Raw genomic sequence first — 15,512 nt, forward strand, 5'->3', positions numbered from 1 at the left:
CCCCAAGGCCCGAACGGATCATCCGAATGGATGCCGCCTCAGTGAGGCTTTCATATATTCCGCAATTTTCCAAGCTATGTTCGCGTTTCCAACTTGGCCTCGCTGGCGAGTTCATTTGGCCGGGGGCGGCCCGTCCGCTTACAGAATATGTCCGTCGAAAGCGGACAATCTGGCGATGCACACCGATAACTGAACGCCAAACAAGGGCACCGTATTTCGATCGAGCTAGTCCTGTTTGAAGGAGATTCGGAAATCTCCAACGAACGAAAATGGCGCCCAAGCGTTAGGGTGAGCGAAGGTGTCCGGGTTGGCATCCCGGCTCCGGTCGTTTCTAATTGCCAACATGGCCCCCCGCACTGCGTCGGCCGCACTGCTATGGGATGTCTCCCGTTGACGCCGGATGGCGTCCACGGTCAGCCGCGCAGCCACATCGTCCCGTACCGGCCAATGCGAAACCAGCAGCGAGCGGGCGCCGGCATAAAGGAACGACCGCGCCAAGCCGGAGAGACCCGGCGCACCTTCCAGACCGTCGCTCCCGGCGGTATTGCAGGCGGACAGAATGACCCAGTCCGCCTGCATTCGTAGCGCCGCAATCTCCGAAGATGACAGATATCCGTCATCGGTGGTCGAGGGGTCCGCAGGTGGTGTCATTACGAGCCCCGGCTCGGTCGCCCCGCGAATCTCCCCTGCCAGAATGCCGTGCGTTGCAAATGCGATCACCGACGCATCCTTAAACGCGGTCTGCTTCACCTTGGCCTCGGTCGCAGCGCCGGCGAGAAATAGTTCGGACGCGCGAGGACCGAATATCTCCGAAATATCGTTCAGTTCGCGAGCCGTTCCCGGGAGGCGATTCATCGAGCGCAAACGCATGATGTCGACCTCGGAGTCTTGGGAACGAAATGAGCCAGGCGCCGGTGTGCGGAAGACGGCCTGCGCCGGGGGGAATCGCATGCGCTCCTTACCCCGCGCCAGCGACCGGCCCTGCAATAGAGGATCGCCGAAGCCGATGAACCTTTGCCGTTCGGAGCCATCCGCACCCGGCGCAGCGCCGCGGATCAGGGCGAGCGATTGAACCGACGGCAGGATGCTGATCGCATAGTCGTCGACGAGCCAAGTCGTGTTTCGAAGCGCCACGGGGTCGGCGTCATCGCCTGCGGGCGCGCGTGTCACGAGCACGGACATCGGTAGGCTGCTGAGCGCACCGCCCTGAACGAAGAAAATATGCTTGCGGCCTTGCAGAATGGCGGACACCGGCTCGATGAGCTCGCGATAGAGCTGCCAGGCGATGCGCCGATGATAGGGAAAGCGATCGCCGTCTTCATTGGCCCAGCGAATTTCGGTTTGCGGGTCGACGGCGACACCGGCGCCCAGATCCCAGAGGAGTCGGTGTATCTGAAATTCAAGCCCCGGCGAGGCGTGCGTCGCCGCTACCCACTTATAACCCTCGTGATTGACCGCGAAAACGTGAGTCTGCCCACCGTCGGGCACCAGCATCACCAACGCCTCGTCGGGCGCCAGCAGCCGCATCGCGTCGGCGACCGGCAGCGCCGCCGGTTGGATGAACGAAAAATAGGCGGGAAACTCGCTTTGCAGCCCTTGGTTTATCTCCTCGAGTTCGGCCCGCGCGGTGATGAAGCGATCGCTGTCGAACGCGGGCCCGCCTGGCAATCTCGCACTTTCGGCAAAGCGGCGGCTCAGCGTCTGGATTTCCTCGCGAAGAAATTCGCGTCGGCGAACCAGTTGTCCGAGATCGTCGGACATCGATCCGGCGACATTTCGCGCCGCGGCCATGGCCTGCGACTTGCTGGCGGAACTGACGAGCGACGCCTGAAGCGCGGCGAAGGCAAGATCGGCATCGGCTTCAACCGGGTCCGACTGTGTGCGATTCTTCAGGAGCGATTGAGCAACGAGACGATAGGTCGGAGCGAGTTCCGCATCGCTCTCCTGGCCCTCCGCCCCCGTCAGTTCGCCCTCCTGCCGGCGTTTCATCTCAGCCGCCTCATAGAGCTGCCGCGCCGTTTCGCCGGCCGTGGGTCTCAGCCTGTCGTTCCGCAATCGATAACGCAGCTGCCGCTGCAGAAAGGGAATGTTCGAATATCCTTCTGCCTTGATCGAGAGGCGCCCGACCGCGGTGAACAACCGGTCCATCCGGTCCGTCCATTCAGGCGCGCGGTCGGTCTTGTCCATTTCCCACAGTTCGAATTTGGAGACGAGGACCTTGAACATGTAAAATCCGTACGGTGAGCCGGGGTCGTCGAGCGTAGCCGCCCGGTCGGCTATCGCCTCCAGGACGTCGCGTTTCTTGACTTCCTCCTTACCCGCCAGTGCGTGATCGAACGCCGCCACCAGCGCCGCGGGATGGTTCGGACCGTCTTTGCGCGCCGTAAGGACCGCAACATACTCGAGCAGCTTCGCCCGCTTGGCGGGAGCCGCTCGTTCGGCCAGGGTCGAGGCGAGCACAAGCGTTTCAGCGGCCTGATCGCCTCGCGCGCGCCGGGTTGCCTGAAACGCTTGACGATACAAGCTGTCCGCTTGCCTCCCGAGCCGTTTCTCTTCGCCTGCCGCAAAGTCTTCCGCCCGATCGCGCGCCTGAAGCCATCCTTCGTACCGACCGGCAAGCCATGCGAGACCGTCGGCGAAAGCGGGATGACGCGGGCCGAAGAGTGCTTTCTCCACGCGCAGCGCCTCGCGGGCGCGCTCGACACTGGCCGCCGCTATCGCAAGGCGGTCATCTGCGGCCGGGCTCTGCGGCTGAGCCAGATCGAGGAAGAACAGGGCAACGGGGTAGCGCGGATCATATGGGCCAGCGCTTTTTTCCAAGCGCTCGACGTACAGCGCCTGCCATTGCAGCGCTTCGGCTTTATTGCCGTGCAGGATGTGAAAAAGGGCCAGTGCGCGCAGGTCTTGCAGCCCTCGGGGTCCGGTTTCTCCGAACTCGCCGCCCTCGGCGACGAGCCGTTGTTTAAGGGCTTGGGAAAGCTCTTCCTTATTGCCGCGACGTTCGGCGCACTCGGCGATCAGTGCAAGAGCACGCTGTGATCCGTCGCTGAGGAAGCCGGTGTAGGAATGGGCCAGTTCCTGCGCTTCTGATGCCGCGACCACGCAGTCCTCGAAGCGCATTTCGCGCAGAGCCAGTTCAGCGGCCGTGATGCGTGCGTTCACGCTCTCGAGAACGATCGCGTGAGACAGCAGCGGTGCGCGGGAATGACGGGCTGGAGGCGACTCGGGGATTGCTGCGAGCGCCGCGCCGCTAGAAAGCATGGCTGCGATACCGAGCAAGAGAACCGATAAATGTCGGCTGCGTCGAAGTGCGAGCAAGATTTTCCCCCGTTGCCCTAATGGCGGAATAATCTGCGAAAATGCACCGGTCAAATTTTGAAATCGTTCCGCAGGCTACTGAAGCTTAGCGGCAAGTGGCCGGTAGCTGCCTGTCGGCATTCAGTGAGCAGACGCTGGATAGCTGACATTACCAACGTCACCCGAAGGTCAGGCTCGTGCCTTGATCGTTCCGCGGCGATAGTCGAAGTGCATGATGTCCTTAGCGCCATTATAGACGCCGCCCCATAACATCCCGACTTCGGCGAGCGCGATCACAAGGTCACGAGGCAGGTCCATGTAGCCTTTCCGCCATGGCGCGGAATGATTTGGGAAATCCCAATATTTGATGACACTGCGGTCCGTCTTGATCCACTTTTGCCACCATTCGAGTGGATGATTGTAGCCCGCCGCACGCGCCTGCAGGACGAGTTGACCAAGCTCGCCGCCCTCGAGATTGTCGGCGAGACTGAGATAGCGCGCGAGTGCCTGCGAGGCTTCGTGGTGGATGTCCCAGGCACGGGCGACCGCGACCGGCCCGCTCCCTTCGACGAGCGGCTTCGGTCCCGCAACTCCGAGCGCGCGACCGTGGATGAGCTGCATGGCGCGATCAATGATATAGGGTGATCGATTATATTCGAACTTCGAGATTTTTTCGCCCTTGGCCCTCTTCGCTTTCTGGTTTCCGATGAACGGGTTCGTGTCGTGGTTGATATCGACGGCCATCCCATAACAGTGCATGCTGATCTGACCACCGCCGGTCGCCTTCTTCGGAGGACGGAGGCCCGCAATATGAGTAATGCCCATATCTTGGCCTAGCTGTTTCGCAGTTTTTCCCGGATATTTGGCGAGCAGCGCCGCCTCTGCCTTGCGCAGAACGGTAAGGAATTCCCGGTGCACGCCGGCAGCGCTGCCGCCACTCGCGCGGATACGGACGCCCAGGAAAGTCGCATCGGGAACCATGCCGCCAAACCATTCGGCAACGCTCGTGCCGTTGGCATGAAGCGCCCGCGCCAGCGCCGCCCGGTCGGTTTCCGATCCCGCACTTTGCGCCTGCTCGATGGCAGCGCCTATTCCGTCCTTACGGCGCGCCTCATGCTCTTCGAGAAATTCAGCCTCGTCGAGCGGCTCAGTCTGATAATCTTCGAATTCTCCGGTCTCGCCGAACTCTCCGGTCTCGCCCATCGCCTCCGACGCGGTCGCATAGGGACGGTCCGGGCTGGGAATGCGCACGTCGAGCAGGGCCTTGTCGCGCGGGGCGGGGCCGCCGGTAAACCAATGCTTTCGCACGCGCACATTTTCAGCCCATTTCGGCGATGATGTTGCCGCCAGAACATCGGCAATGATGTTGAGCTGATCTCTTTCGGTCAGCGACCATGCAGGCAACATCGTCTTCAAGAAAGACAGGCGTTGGTCGATAAGCAGCTGGCGTGTGGGTACCTTCTTGCCGCCCACAACGAACTTCTTCGTCAGCCACCATTGGCCGTGGCTCGAGACGGCATCAAACATGAACGCAAAAGCCATTTCACTCTTGAACCCGAATTTGCGGCAATATTCATCGGCCTTCTTCAGCATTGGGCGGACGAAACGAACCTGGATCCGGCGAAACGCTTCATCCTCTGAAAGCGCCTTGAAATAGGATTTCCAGGGCTCCTTGATCGACCAGACGGTCTTGTGGCCCTTCGACGTTTTCACGACCTTTCGGTCGTTCATCGTCTCGACGGCGAATTTATGCCCAACCTTCTTGTCGGCCTGAACCGCCTTCAAAAAGACGTCGGCATCGCTGCCGAAAATCCGCGCCCAGCCAGCGGACTCTTCTTTCGCAAAAGCGAGGAGCAAAGGCTGCAGACTGCCCGTGCCGATCGTCCAGTTAACCAGGCCGAAGGACAGGCCCTGCCCATCGAAGTTGCCGGTGAGGCCGTAAAATTTATACGGTCCTCCGGTCTCGAGCGTCGCGGTGATTTCGAGCGCTTTCGCCTCGGCGGGGTTCAGACCCATCGCCAGGAACGGCGACGCGCCAGGCGCCTCGTCCTCGAACTCCGTCTCTTCGAAAGACTGTTCACTCTCACTGCTTTCGTCTTCCCACTCCGAATCGCGCATGTCGCCGAATGCGTCGAAGCGGCCGTATTCGTCTTCATCTTCTTCATCGCCGCGTTCGAACTCGCTCGCCGCTTCGAGTTCGGCGAGCAGAGTTTCGTCGAGATATTCCTCTTCGGCATCGGATCCGACGCCGGCCTCGTGCCACACCGTCTCGAAACCGGAATCGACCTGTTCGAGCCACCCTTCGGCTTCGGCCTCTCGCACGGGCGCAGCGGCGCGCGGTACGGTCATCATGTCGAGCGCGAAACAGGCATAGCTGTCGGCGTTGTCGAGCGCCTGACCGGCGGTCAGCCGGTTATATTCAGCCTTCCAGCAATAAGCATGGTCATCGATCCCTTTGTACCGATGTGCAACCTCATGAATGATGATCCGGTCACGCGTGCGTTCGGGTTCCCGATCGAAGCGGCAATGGCCAGGACGCGGATCGAAGCAGACATTGACGGCGCCGAACCCGCCGAACCATTGGCTCGTCGCAGCATAGCCGCACAACTTTCCGCCAGGGTCGGCGGCGCATTCGGTTCGGCATTCGAAGCGGACGCCGTCCTTCAGCGCCTTGCCAATTCCCATGAGATTGGTGAGGATCGTCCTGAGGTCGTCGTGATCGGCCGTATGAAAATGCTTCGCGAGCAACGCCCGCATCTGCGGATGCATCCGGTCGGGGCGGCCATAGGCGCTGCCCACGAAGGCGGCGGCGTTGTTGACGGCCTTCAGCGCTCGGTCGGCGGACGCGGCCAGCACGGTCCGGGCGCCGGCGGGACAATGGGAGAAGCTATGCGCCGGCACTTCATTCTCAAAGGCCGGCTCTTCCCGATCGACCCCGCCTGCCTCGTCGCTCCGGGCGCCGGGCGTCGCCATTTCGCGCAAGAGCAACGGAATATAGATTTTGGGAACATCACAATGCCGGACCTTCGCATGGTTGGCGATCGGCCAGAGCTTGACCCCGCCGCCGGAGGTCGCAGCGGTGAATTTGTCCGTGGGGCTACAGGTCCGGTAGACGATATGGACACCGAGCGCCGGCTTCGATCCGGCCAGAGCCCGATATTTGTCGAGCGGGAAGCTGCCGTAACTCGCATCGAGAGCCCAATATTGTGCGAGGCTGGCGAGCGCGCCGCTCGCCATCGCCGATCGGCCGGCTTCGCTGGCGAGCGGGTTGAGCACGCCAAAAGCCCGCGAATGACCAGCGATTGCGAGCCGGTCGAGGCGGGGCGCAGTGCCGCCGAACTTCTTGCCAACCTCGGCCAGCGCCTCGGCCATGAACGCATTGAAGCGTTCCGCCTTCTCAAGCCCGTGCGCCGACCAGGCCGCGCTGCCCGACTGCTGGAACAAGGGAACGACGAGAATGGTCGGACGCGATGCAGACGTCACGGCATCCGCAAGTTTGAAGAGGCCGCTCGATACGATACCCTGCGGCAGTATCTTGGGCACGCCGCATGGCGAAAGAAGCCCGTGGACGTAAAAGAGGACGTCCGCGTTGCTCTGCCTCTCGGCAGCAGGCGGAACGAAGAGCGCCACCTTCGCCTTCGCGGCCGCCGATGCGTAGCTCCACAGAGTGCCAACGACCGCCGGCGCCTCGCTGGCAAAGCCCAGACTATCATAATGGTCGAACGCCTCGAGGGCCTCATAGCTTTCATCGTCCCCGATGAGCGCTTCCGCTTCATCGCTTTCGCCGACCCACTCATCTTGAGGCGCCTCGTGACGCCCGCAGGGCGCGCCCGAACGGCACCGGCATGACCCGTCGCTGCCGCCGGCCTCCTCTTCAAAATCGAGCCAGGTCAGCGATTCTTCGGGCATGGTTTCGGCAAAGCGAAAGGGCGCCTCGCCATAGTCGAAACGGTCGAAGCCCCCGCCGATGCCGTTCTTGGTCAGCGGTTCGGCCTCGAAAGGGAGTTCGAGACCGAGCGAGTCCACCGCCGCTCCGCGCTCCTGTCTGGGATCGTACATCGCTTGGCCTTCCCTTGCTGTCCTTGCCCGATCGCGAAGCGGCCTATCGGACCGCGACGAGACGCGGCCGATTGCTGTCGACGGGCTTGCCGCGCGCCTTCAAGTCCTTGCCGGTTGCAGCCGCCCATTCCGTGATGACACGGCGGCTTTCGGAGCCGATCGGTTTCGGCGGATTTGCTCCAGCCCCCTGAGGCGGCTGCGAGAGATACAGCGCCCAAGCGTAGTCTGGCCCACTGACGATGCCTGCTTCGATGGCGCGCAGGAAGGTCGACAAATCCGCGGCCATGGCAAAAAAGGACGCCGACTGACTGTGCGCGGGAAGGCCGACGCGATCGCCGATCAACCGCAAGCGATCGCCGGCACTCGTCGCCTGCGCGCGCAGATCGACGATCAGCGGCGAATCGATGCTGACGGTGAGGTCGGCCCAGCCCAAGGCGGTCGCAGCCGCCAGTTCCTCGCGCAGCAGCATGTCCGACTTCCGGCGCGTACCGAGTTCGTAGCGTAGTTGCTCGGCAATGCGATAGATACGATCGTCGTCGGAACTGTTGGCACCCGACGTGTTGCGCTCGTTGCTCATGGCCTGCCACAGTTCGAACAGCAATTCCTCGAACAGCGTCACGAAGCCGGTGTTAGCGGCGTTCGCCTTGACATATTTCGGCGATCCATTGCCTTCGTCGCCGAACGCGAGGTCGAGCCCGAACAGGCGCCAATAGGCATTGCGGCGCACCGCTTCCGGATCGTCGCGGATCGAGCTCGTCGAAAGCCAGGTCGACAGCGGATTGGCCGCTCCGAACAGCAGCGCTTCCGTCGCATTGAGCCATCTTTGTGTACCCGGCGACGGGATGCCGAGCGCCTCGCCTGCCCGATACTCGCGCACCACGCGGCGCAGGATTTGGACCGCCCTCGTATTCTCGAGAACATAGGCATAGCCAAGATGATCCCACGGCAGGCTACCCGCTACGGGCAGGTTCGAGAAGTCACCCGTCGACCAGAGATTCTGGCGAGCAAGGCTGACCTGCGTGATATTGGCCGCGTCCCACACCTGCTCCATCCGCAGCATCAGGTCGAAAGGATCGGCAGAAAGCACCAGCCCGGCTGCATTGTCCCTGGTTTCGCCGCGATCGACGAGGCTCTGCACGAGTTGCAGGATCATGACGCTTGCTCCTTCGCTGACTGATCGTCCGACGCGATCGATTTGGTCTCGTCCAGATTGAAATTGGGCCGATTCAGCGACAGGCGAATGTCGCGCAGGCTTGCGGCGGCCTTTTCGGGCAAGACGGCCCGCACGGGGGCGAGCGCGCGCAGCGGCGCGAGTTTGTCCTCGAGCTGATCCTTGATATCGTCGAACCCCTTGGTGAAGATATGTTCGATCGAACTGGCTTGAGCGAGCTTGCCGACAAACTCCTTGAGATTTTCGAGTTCGCGCCGAAGCTCTGCGTTTTCGCCCTGCTCCGCATATCCCGAACCGTCATCGGTTCCTTTAATGCCTCTTCCTGCCATGTTCACTTCCCTTCGTCGTCATGCAGCTATGGGGACATCCCTCAGCCAGGCCCGCGCCCGATCGATCCAAAGCGTTGCGGTTTCGGGCCGCTCGGCCTCTCGCAGCCCGGCGAGCGCTACAATCCGGATGCCCTCGGCGTCGCGCCAATGGGCCGAGGTCCACAGCGCAGCCCCGGCCCGCCGTTCGAGGTCGGCAAGCCCCGCAGGCGAGACGCGCGCAGGATCGATCACCTCCGACATCGGCCGATCGCCCAGCGCCGGAATTTTCGTCGCGAAGCAGGCGGCAGCGATCCGCGGCATCGCCGCCTTGGAGCGTAAGAGCAAAGGTTGGAGCGTGGCGTCGGCTCTGGCAGCGGGAAAATGCGCTTCCATTGCGTTCTGCAGCGCGTTCCACGGCCCTTCAGCGCCGAAACAGGACCTCGAAAACTGACATCCCAACAGGGTTCGAAGCCAGCCGACCGGATGCGGATCGCCGACCGGCCAGCGCAGGATCGTCCGGGCATCGCCGACGACGTCGTAGAGCGCGGCAACCGAAGCGTAGCCGGTGTGCAGAAAGGCGAAGACATCGGCGGCGATTTCGGACGCCCAGGGCGTCCACATCGCTTGCAACTCCTTGTCGTCCGCCAAAGCTTTGGCGAGAGAAGCGCGAAGGGCCTCGACCCAGCCGGTCAGAAACGCGACTTGATGACCGACTTCGTGGAACAGCGACGTCGGACGATAGAGATTGTGACGGACAATCTTTATCGCCGCGACGGGCATGACGGCCCCAGGCGCCCACAGCCGGACGCCGGCGCGCAGGATCGATGCGCCCGTTCCCTTGTCCTGATAGACCAGCACTTGCGGGATCGGCTTTCCGGCACGCTGCAAGACGGGCGCCATGCTCTGGACGGCCAGGCGGTCGAGGGTCGTCAAGGCCGCCGCCAGAACCGGACTGGTTCTTGAATTGACGGCGTCTCCCAGAAAGTCGAGCGTGGTGTCGACTTGGGTGTACCGATGTCGAAACCGCTGGACGGCCGCGGCCGCCCGCGGGAGGAGGGACGCCTCCTGCCGGGCGCTCGCGACCAGCGCCGCCGTTCCCTCGCCAAGAGCGATCAGCTCCTCGACGACCTTGTGCAATTGCGTCCGAAGCGGGGTCCCGATATCGCGCTCGACCGAGCGCCACGCCCCGATCGAGGCGAATTCCTCCGCGTCGCGAAACGTCCGGGCGGAGGCAAGCCAATGCGCGACCTGCCGTCCCAGATCCGCGGCGACCAGCGCCTGCGTTATCGACACCGGGCTTGTCATGGCCGCTTCTTGCCCGGGTTCACCGTGATTGTGATCGCAGGCGTTCCGCTCGGCACGGCGGCGGCGTTGATCGCCGGGCCAGCGGGCTGGTTCAGACCCGGGACGCCGCTCAATCGCACCCTGATCGTCACCCCCGCGTCGGGATGCGCAACGGCGCGTACGAAGGCTTCGGAGTTTGCGGCAACCCATTTCGAGAGCGCGGGCAGTACCCAGGACCTGATGCGGCGGCGCAGATGCTGGCGTGCGGCGGGCGAGACCTTGTTCGGGCTCGCGGCAAAATCTTCGAAATCCTCGCCGCCCTCGCGCGCGACCATGTTGTTCGCCGGCGCGCCCGACCGATGGCGCCGGATATGTTTAAAGGCGTCGGTGAGCTTTTGCAGCAGCGCAGCCGGTCCCCGCCCTTGCCGGATCGCATCCGCCAGTTGCTGGGCCTCGACCTCGGCGATGTAGAAGCCGACGCTGATGCGCGCCTGCGGCCGGTGGACCGAGATCCACGCTCGGCTAGGAGCAAGCCGGAGCGCGTCCCTTCGGCCGGCAGGGGGCGCCAGCCCGTTTGCACCGCCGACCGGTTCCAGGCGATAAAGCCGTTGTCCCGCCGCGATCCGGTGCCGTGATTTCAAGAAACGCGACGGGACGGCAACGCCGAGGCGCGGTTCGCGCAGCAGCAGCCCTGCAGCATAAGGCGTCAGGGGATGCATGGGCGATGTGCCGCGGACAGCTTTCCGGTCGGTCCGGACCATATTCGGTACCGTTGTCCCGGCCTTTGCCTGATAGACGTGCACGCGCGCCTTGACCGGAAAGGCCGCTCCAGCCGCGCGCATCGCTGCGCCGACGGTGGAGCCGCCGAATGCGGGAAGCTCGTCAGCAACTTGCTCACTCAGCTCGACTTCGGGGATCATACTATATTTGGCATAGGATCGAGCACTGCGCGGATGATGCGAAATGAAGGTGCCTCCGAGCGTCGGCGCCTGCTGGAGATTGGCGCGAACGAATTGCGAGGGGAAATGCGTGGCGACGGCCTGGCCGAAGGCTTCGGCGGCTGCGAGCTGCATCAGCCCCTCATCTTCGAAAACATAATCCTCATTCTCGGCGAGGCGGCGAACCGTGTCTTCGACGACGCTGGCGAGTGCGTTCGAACCGGCGAAGTTCGGGCCGGCCTCGGCGCTATATTCGCTCTCGGCTTCGAGCGAGGCCATCTGCAGTCCGGCGTTGACGATCGCGGCCGAAAGCGGTCCCGACTGCGTGGGGCCGACCCACTTGCCTATGAGCTGCCCCAGATATTTGGCCAGGAAATTGACCACCTTAGGCCGTCCGATCAACTTGATCCCTAGGCGGAGCGCGCCCAATATGGCGGGAATGAACTGCTCGACGACAGGCGCCAGATTTTCGTCTTCGCCTGCCTCTTGCAAGCGATCGACCATTGTCTGGCGGGCTTGGGCCAGCCGTTCAAGTTCGTGGCTTTCGTCGACGGCTCCGCCGCTTTGCGTGTCAAAGCCTTCGTGCTCGAACTCCCCTGACGGGTCCTCGATGATGGCTTCGGCCAGCGCTGTGTCGAACGATTGGGCGATCGCCTCCATGTCGACCGAGCTGGCCGGGGACATCGGCGCCTCTTCCATATCTTCCATCTCGGCTTCGGCCTTTTTCGCGGCCCCGGCAATTTTGTCGGCAAGCTGGCGTGCCGCCGGCTGAAGCAGCGCCGGAAGCCGCCCGATGGCAAAGGACAGGACGCGTTTCAGCAGGGGGTCGATCAAGCCGCGCAGCTTCTTGAGTAGCGGCGCGATGAGCGGACTGGCGACGACAGCGCCGACCTTTTTGGCCGCATTCGCGACCGAGCTCACCGCCTTCTTGGCTTTGCGGATCAGGCCGCCGATGAACTCTTCGCCTGCGGGGGACAAATCGGCGGGAGCCGGATCGAACCGGTCGAGAACTTCGGCAAGACTGTCGGGGGCTAAGGAGCCCAGATCGAGTCCGGCAAGTCCAGTTTCCAGGGCGCTCAAATATTGCTCGGCCTCGAACCCGACCGCCGACAGGTGCGCGGCGGCAAAGCGCTCGCGCTCAGGCGACGAGCCATAAGCCTCACCCGCGAAGCGTTCGGACACATATTGCTCGGTTTCTTCGGCCAGATACGCGACGGCTTCGTCAAATTCCTCGTCGTGGAGTTCGGCTAGGACTTCGGCGAGCATCTGGTCGCTTTCAGTCTCTCCGATCAGATCCTGTTCGCGATCGACGAACGGCGTCAGGCTGTTGTTCCAGGCAGCGAAACCTATGGCCGGTGCCGGTGGCGCCGGACGTTCCAGAAGGAGCTCTGCAAAGGGGTTTTCCACGCGGGAGGCCGGGGCCCATTCCTGCTCATTGACGTCGTCGATCGCTTTCATGTCGCCACTCCGCTGCTGGGAATATGAGTCGCAGCGATTAGAGCAGATGCGCCGTTGCGAACCGTATGCGCGTTCATCGCTTGGGCGTGCCGTTCGCGGCCCTTTCGCGTTTCGCGTTCGGGCATTCCCTGTTCCGGATTTGGCAGCGCGGCATGACCAATGCGTCCACGAGCCGTCCGCCAAACGTCCACAGCGCCGCCGCGCTCCAAAGGACGCGCAAGCGGGCATTGCCGAGATGGTAAAGTCAGCTTGCGGCGAGCGGTACGCGGTCGCAGAACGCCATTCGCTCGACAAGTTCGGCGTTGGGCATAACTCCGAGTTCTTCGTCGAGACGCTTCGCCAGAGCCTTGTAACACAGCATCGCATCGTAGCGGTTACGCTGGGCAAGATGCGCTTCGATCAACGCTTCGACGGCGGACTCGCGGAGCGGCTCTGCAACAACGGCAGCAGAGCCGGCCTGGGTCGCCAGCGCATGCAGGCCTTGTGCCGCCATTGTCCGGCACGCTGCCTCAAGTGCCTGGACGCGAAGCATGCGGAACGCCTCATGTGCGGGCAACACCCATTCCTCGTGCCAACCAGGGAGAATATCGTTCGAGAGGAGCCCGATCTCGTCAAATGTCAGCGCTTCGCCGTTGAGCGCTCGCGCCGCTGCTTGATGGGCCTGCGGCAAGTCGCATTCGGCCTCTAGCATCAACTCGTCCCCAACCGCGGTTACCCAACCACGCGGCAGGTGCCACAGCGAGCGGCGCAGATTGGCGCGTCCGGCGTCCTCGGGTATGTCGGGCCACAATTCCTCCGCAGCGGTGCCGCGCGACACCGACTGGCCGCGTAGCGCCATGTAGGCGAGGATTCGCCGAGCCGGCAGCGACAACTGGACCAGCGGACGAACGCCCAGCCGTCCCACAATCGCCACCATCTGATGAACCGAACCCATGACCGCAAGCCCCCTGAACGCGCATCGAAAAGCGCTTCAGCAACGACGTTTGTTTGTGCCACATCTTTCTGCGGCTACGGCCCAGTCATGTTTTGAAGATCATATGAGCTGAGCCAATTAGCAGCCTTGCGACTCATCCCAAGCAATAGAGGTTATCGAAGGCCCCAACGCTAAGCAAGGCTGCCCATCCCAAAATGATCACTACCGATGAGGTAACTACAATTGCTGACCGGTGCACCCTACGGACACCCGCTTGCGTCATCGCACTATATAAGGTCGCTACGGAACTCGTGCGGAACTGGCCGTTTGGAGACTGTCTGCTTCTAGAGGCAAGTTTCGAGAAGCAGACATCCGTATCTCGATATAGCAGACGATGCCCGAACATCCGATGAATGCGGTTCGCGAAAACAGTTGCCGCCTGCCGCATTTTTTGGCGGCATTGTGGCCGGTTGCGGAACGGCCGTCCGTTGAATCAAATCAGGACGAACTAGCCACGCTGCGAGTCCAGTGCCTCATGCTCCGTGACGACCTGCTGCGCCTTGGCGTAGCTTTCGATGAGGATCTGATAGGGCGGGAAAATCTTCGTATAGATCTCGGTGCGAGCCTGTCATAATGTCCGCGACGATCTGCGCGCAATCCGCAGCGGCATGGAGCTCGGTCCGGTTACGGTCAACCGGCCTTCGCCATTCTGGCGAGATCGCGGGCGAAAGCCGAAAAGCCCGCGGTGAGAATGATCGCCGCGAGCGGCAGCGCGATACCCGTCACCAAGGCGATCGAATAGCGCAGCGCGCCGTCGTCGTCGAAGAGATGATCGGTGAGCAAGGCCATCAGCATCGGCCCGAAACCGAGCCCGGTCAGGTTGACGACAAAGAAATAGAGCGCGGTGACGCGCGCGCGATATTCGTTCGGCGTGATGAACTGCAGCGCCACGGTGCCGACTCCGTGCATCGTCAGCATCGGGAAAGCGAGCGCGAGCATGACGAAGGCGAGCGTCGCGTCCGGCATCAGCGCCGCCGCGAGCAACGGCGGCCCGCCGAGCAGGATCGACAGGCGCATCACGCGCAGATGCGCGTCGGGAACGCCGCGCGCGAACATCCGGTCGGCGAGCGTCCCGCCCATCACGAGCCCCGCCGCGCCGCCGGTCGCCATGATCAGGCCGAACCAGAAACCGGCCTGCGATACGTCCATGCCATAGGTGCGCGCGAAGAAGGTCGGCACCCACGCAATCACGCCGTACATCACGAGCCCGATCAGCGACATGCCCGCGAACAGCGCCCCCAGCGCGGCGCGCTGCGCCTTCAGATGCGCGAGGAAGCCGGGGGCCGCCGCGCCCCGCGTTCCGGCCTGCTGCAGTCCGCGCCGCAGCGGTTCGCGCACGGTCAGCAGCAACAGGCAGACGAGCAGCCCCGGCGCGGCGACCCACAGGAAGATCGTGCGCCACGCCTCGACCGGGCCGATCAGTGGCAGGTCGACCATCGGCGACGCGAGCACCGCCTGCACGACAAAGGACCCGAGAATCATCGCGACGCCCGACCCAAGCGGCACGCCGATCGAATAGACCGCCATCGCGCGCGCGAGCTTGTCGCGCGGGAACATGTCGCTGAGCATCGAATAGGCGGCGGGCGACAGCGCTGCCTCGCCTACCCCGACCCCCATGCGGGCGAGGAACAGCGTCGCATAACTGCCCGCAAAGCCGCAACCCGCGGTCATGACACTCCATAGTGCAACGCCGGCGACGATCAGGTTGCGCCGGTTCCAGCGATCGGCGATCCACGCGATCGGCAGCCCGAGCAGGGTGTAAAAAAGCGCGAAGGCGAGCCCGATGAGCAGGCTGACCTCGGTATCCGAGATATCGAGCGCAGCGCGGATCGGCGCGACGAGCAGGCTGAGAATCATCCGGTCGATAAAGGACAGCGTATAGGCGAGCAGCAGGACGCCGACGACGTACCAGCTATAGGCGGGACGCGGCCAGTCGGGCGATGCGCCTCCCGCTTCGGCGACAGGCACGTCCTGCGATATGACTCCCGCGCGCTCCGTCGCCATCGGTCATCTTCTCCCGAATG

The 15,512-nt window shown here is 63.1% G+C and carries 9 protein-coding genes; 1 reads left to right on the top strand and 8 read right to left on the bottom strand.

Going from position 1 to position 15,512, the window contains the following annotated elements:
* Positions 1 to 225: 225 nt before the first annotated feature.
* The 7 genes from V6M50_RS17450 to V6M50_RS17480 form a co-directional block, all read right to left on the bottom strand.
* Positions 226 to 3,162 carry a CHAT domain-containing protein gene (locus V6M50_RS17450; protein WP_332819855.1) on the bottom strand — a complete coding sequence of 979 codons (2,937 nt, stop codon included), beginning with the start codon at positions 3,160 to 3,162 and terminating at the stop codon, positions 226 to 228.
* Between the two features lie 324 nt (positions 3,163 to 3,486).
* Positions 3,487 to 7,356, bottom strand: a complete 3,870-nt coding sequence (locus V6M50_RS17455) for a M35 family metallo-endopeptidase (protein ID WP_332819856.1) — start codon at positions 7,354 to 7,356, stop codon at positions 3,487 to 3,489.
* Positions 7,357 to 7,399: 43 nt separating this feature from the next.
* Positions 7,400 to 8,509 carry a hypothetical protein gene (locus V6M50_RS17460; RefSeq protein WP_332819857.1) on the bottom strand — a complete coding sequence of 370 codons (1,110 nt, stop codon included), beginning with the start codon at positions 8,507 to 8,509 and terminating at the stop codon, positions 7,400 to 7,402.
* Positions 8,506 to 8,856: a hypothetical protein gene (locus V6M50_RS17465; protein WP_332819858.1), complete on the bottom strand. Its 351-nt coding sequence runs from the start codon at positions 8,854 to 8,856 to the stop codon at positions 8,506 to 8,508. Before V6M50_RS17465 ends, V6M50_RS17460 begins: the two co-directional genes overlap by 4 nt.
* 18 nt (positions 8,857 to 8,874) lie before the next feature.
* Complete coding sequence (locus V6M50_RS17470) at positions 8,875 to 10,140, bottom strand: hypothetical protein (protein WP_332819859.1); 1,266 nt, start codon at positions 10,138 to 10,140, stop codon at positions 8,875 to 8,877.
* Positions 10,137 to 12,515, bottom strand: a complete 2,379-nt coding sequence (locus tag V6M50_RS17475) for a hypothetical protein (RefSeq protein ID WP_332819860.1) — start codon at positions 12,513 to 12,515, stop codon at positions 10,137 to 10,139. The genes V6M50_RS17470 and V6M50_RS17475 overlap by 4 nt, the downstream gene beginning before the upstream one ends.
* A gap of 244 nt (positions 12,516 to 12,759) precedes the next feature.
* Positions 12,760 to 13,449 (bottom strand): AfsR/SARP family transcriptional regulator, encoded by a 690-nt coding sequence (locus tag V6M50_RS17480; protein WP_332819861.1) that lies wholly within the window; start codon positions 13,447 to 13,449, stop codon positions 12,760 to 12,762.
* A 373-nt stretch (positions 13,450 to 13,822) separates the two neighbouring features.
* On the opposite strand from V6M50_RS17480, the gene V6M50_RS17485 reads away from it, so the two are divergent.
* A complete protein-coding gene (locus V6M50_RS17485) occupies positions 13,823 to 14,062 on the top strand; it encodes a hypothetical protein (protein WP_332819862.1) in 240 nt (79 codons plus the stop codon).
* A gap of 56 nt (positions 14,063 to 14,118) precedes the next feature.
* Here V6M50_RS17485 and V6M50_RS17490 read toward each other — a convergent pair whose 3' ends face one another.
* Entirely contained in the window at positions 14,119 to 15,456 is a 1,338-nt protein-coding gene (locus V6M50_RS17490) for a spinster family MFS transporter (RefSeq protein WP_332819863.1), read from the bottom strand.
* Between the last annotated feature and the right edge of the window lie 56 nt (positions 15,457 to 15,512).

It is taken from the genome of Sphingopyxis sp. (assembly GCF_036675685.1).
Lineage (GTDB): Bacteria > Pseudomonadota > Alphaproteobacteria > Sphingomonadales > Sphingomonadaceae > Sphingopyxis.

What these genes read in the sequence shown, in the direction of transcription:
- V6M50_RS17460 (WP_332819857.1), bottom strand. Translation starts at nt 8,509, where the DNA reads ATGATCCTGCAACTCGTGCAGAGCCTCGTCGATCGCGGCGAAACCAGG.
- V6M50_RS17455 (WP_332819856.1), bottom strand. Translation starts at nt 7,356, where the DNA reads ATGTACGATCCCAGACAGGAGCGCGGAGCGGCGGTGGACTCGCTCGGT.
- V6M50_RS17475 (WP_332819860.1), bottom strand. Translation starts at nt 12,515, where the DNA reads ATGAAAGCGATCGACGACGTCAATGAGCAGGAATGGGCCCCGGCCTCC.
- V6M50_RS17480 (WP_332819861.1), bottom strand. Translation starts at nt 13,449, where the DNA reads ATGGGTTCGGTTCATCAGATGGTGGCGATTGTGGGACGGCTGGGCGTT.
- V6M50_RS17465 (WP_332819858.1), bottom strand. Translation starts at nt 8,856, where the DNA reads ATGGCAGGAAGAGGCATTAAAGGAACCGATGACGGTTCGGGATATGCG.
- V6M50_RS17485 (WP_332819862.1), top strand. Translation starts at nt 13,823, where the DNA reads ATGCCCGAACATCCGATGAATGCGGTTCGCGAAAACAGTTGCCGCCTG.
- V6M50_RS17470 (WP_332819859.1), bottom strand. Translation starts at nt 10,140, where the DNA reads ATGACAAGCCCGGTGTCGATAACGCAGGCGCTGGTCGCCGCGGATCTG.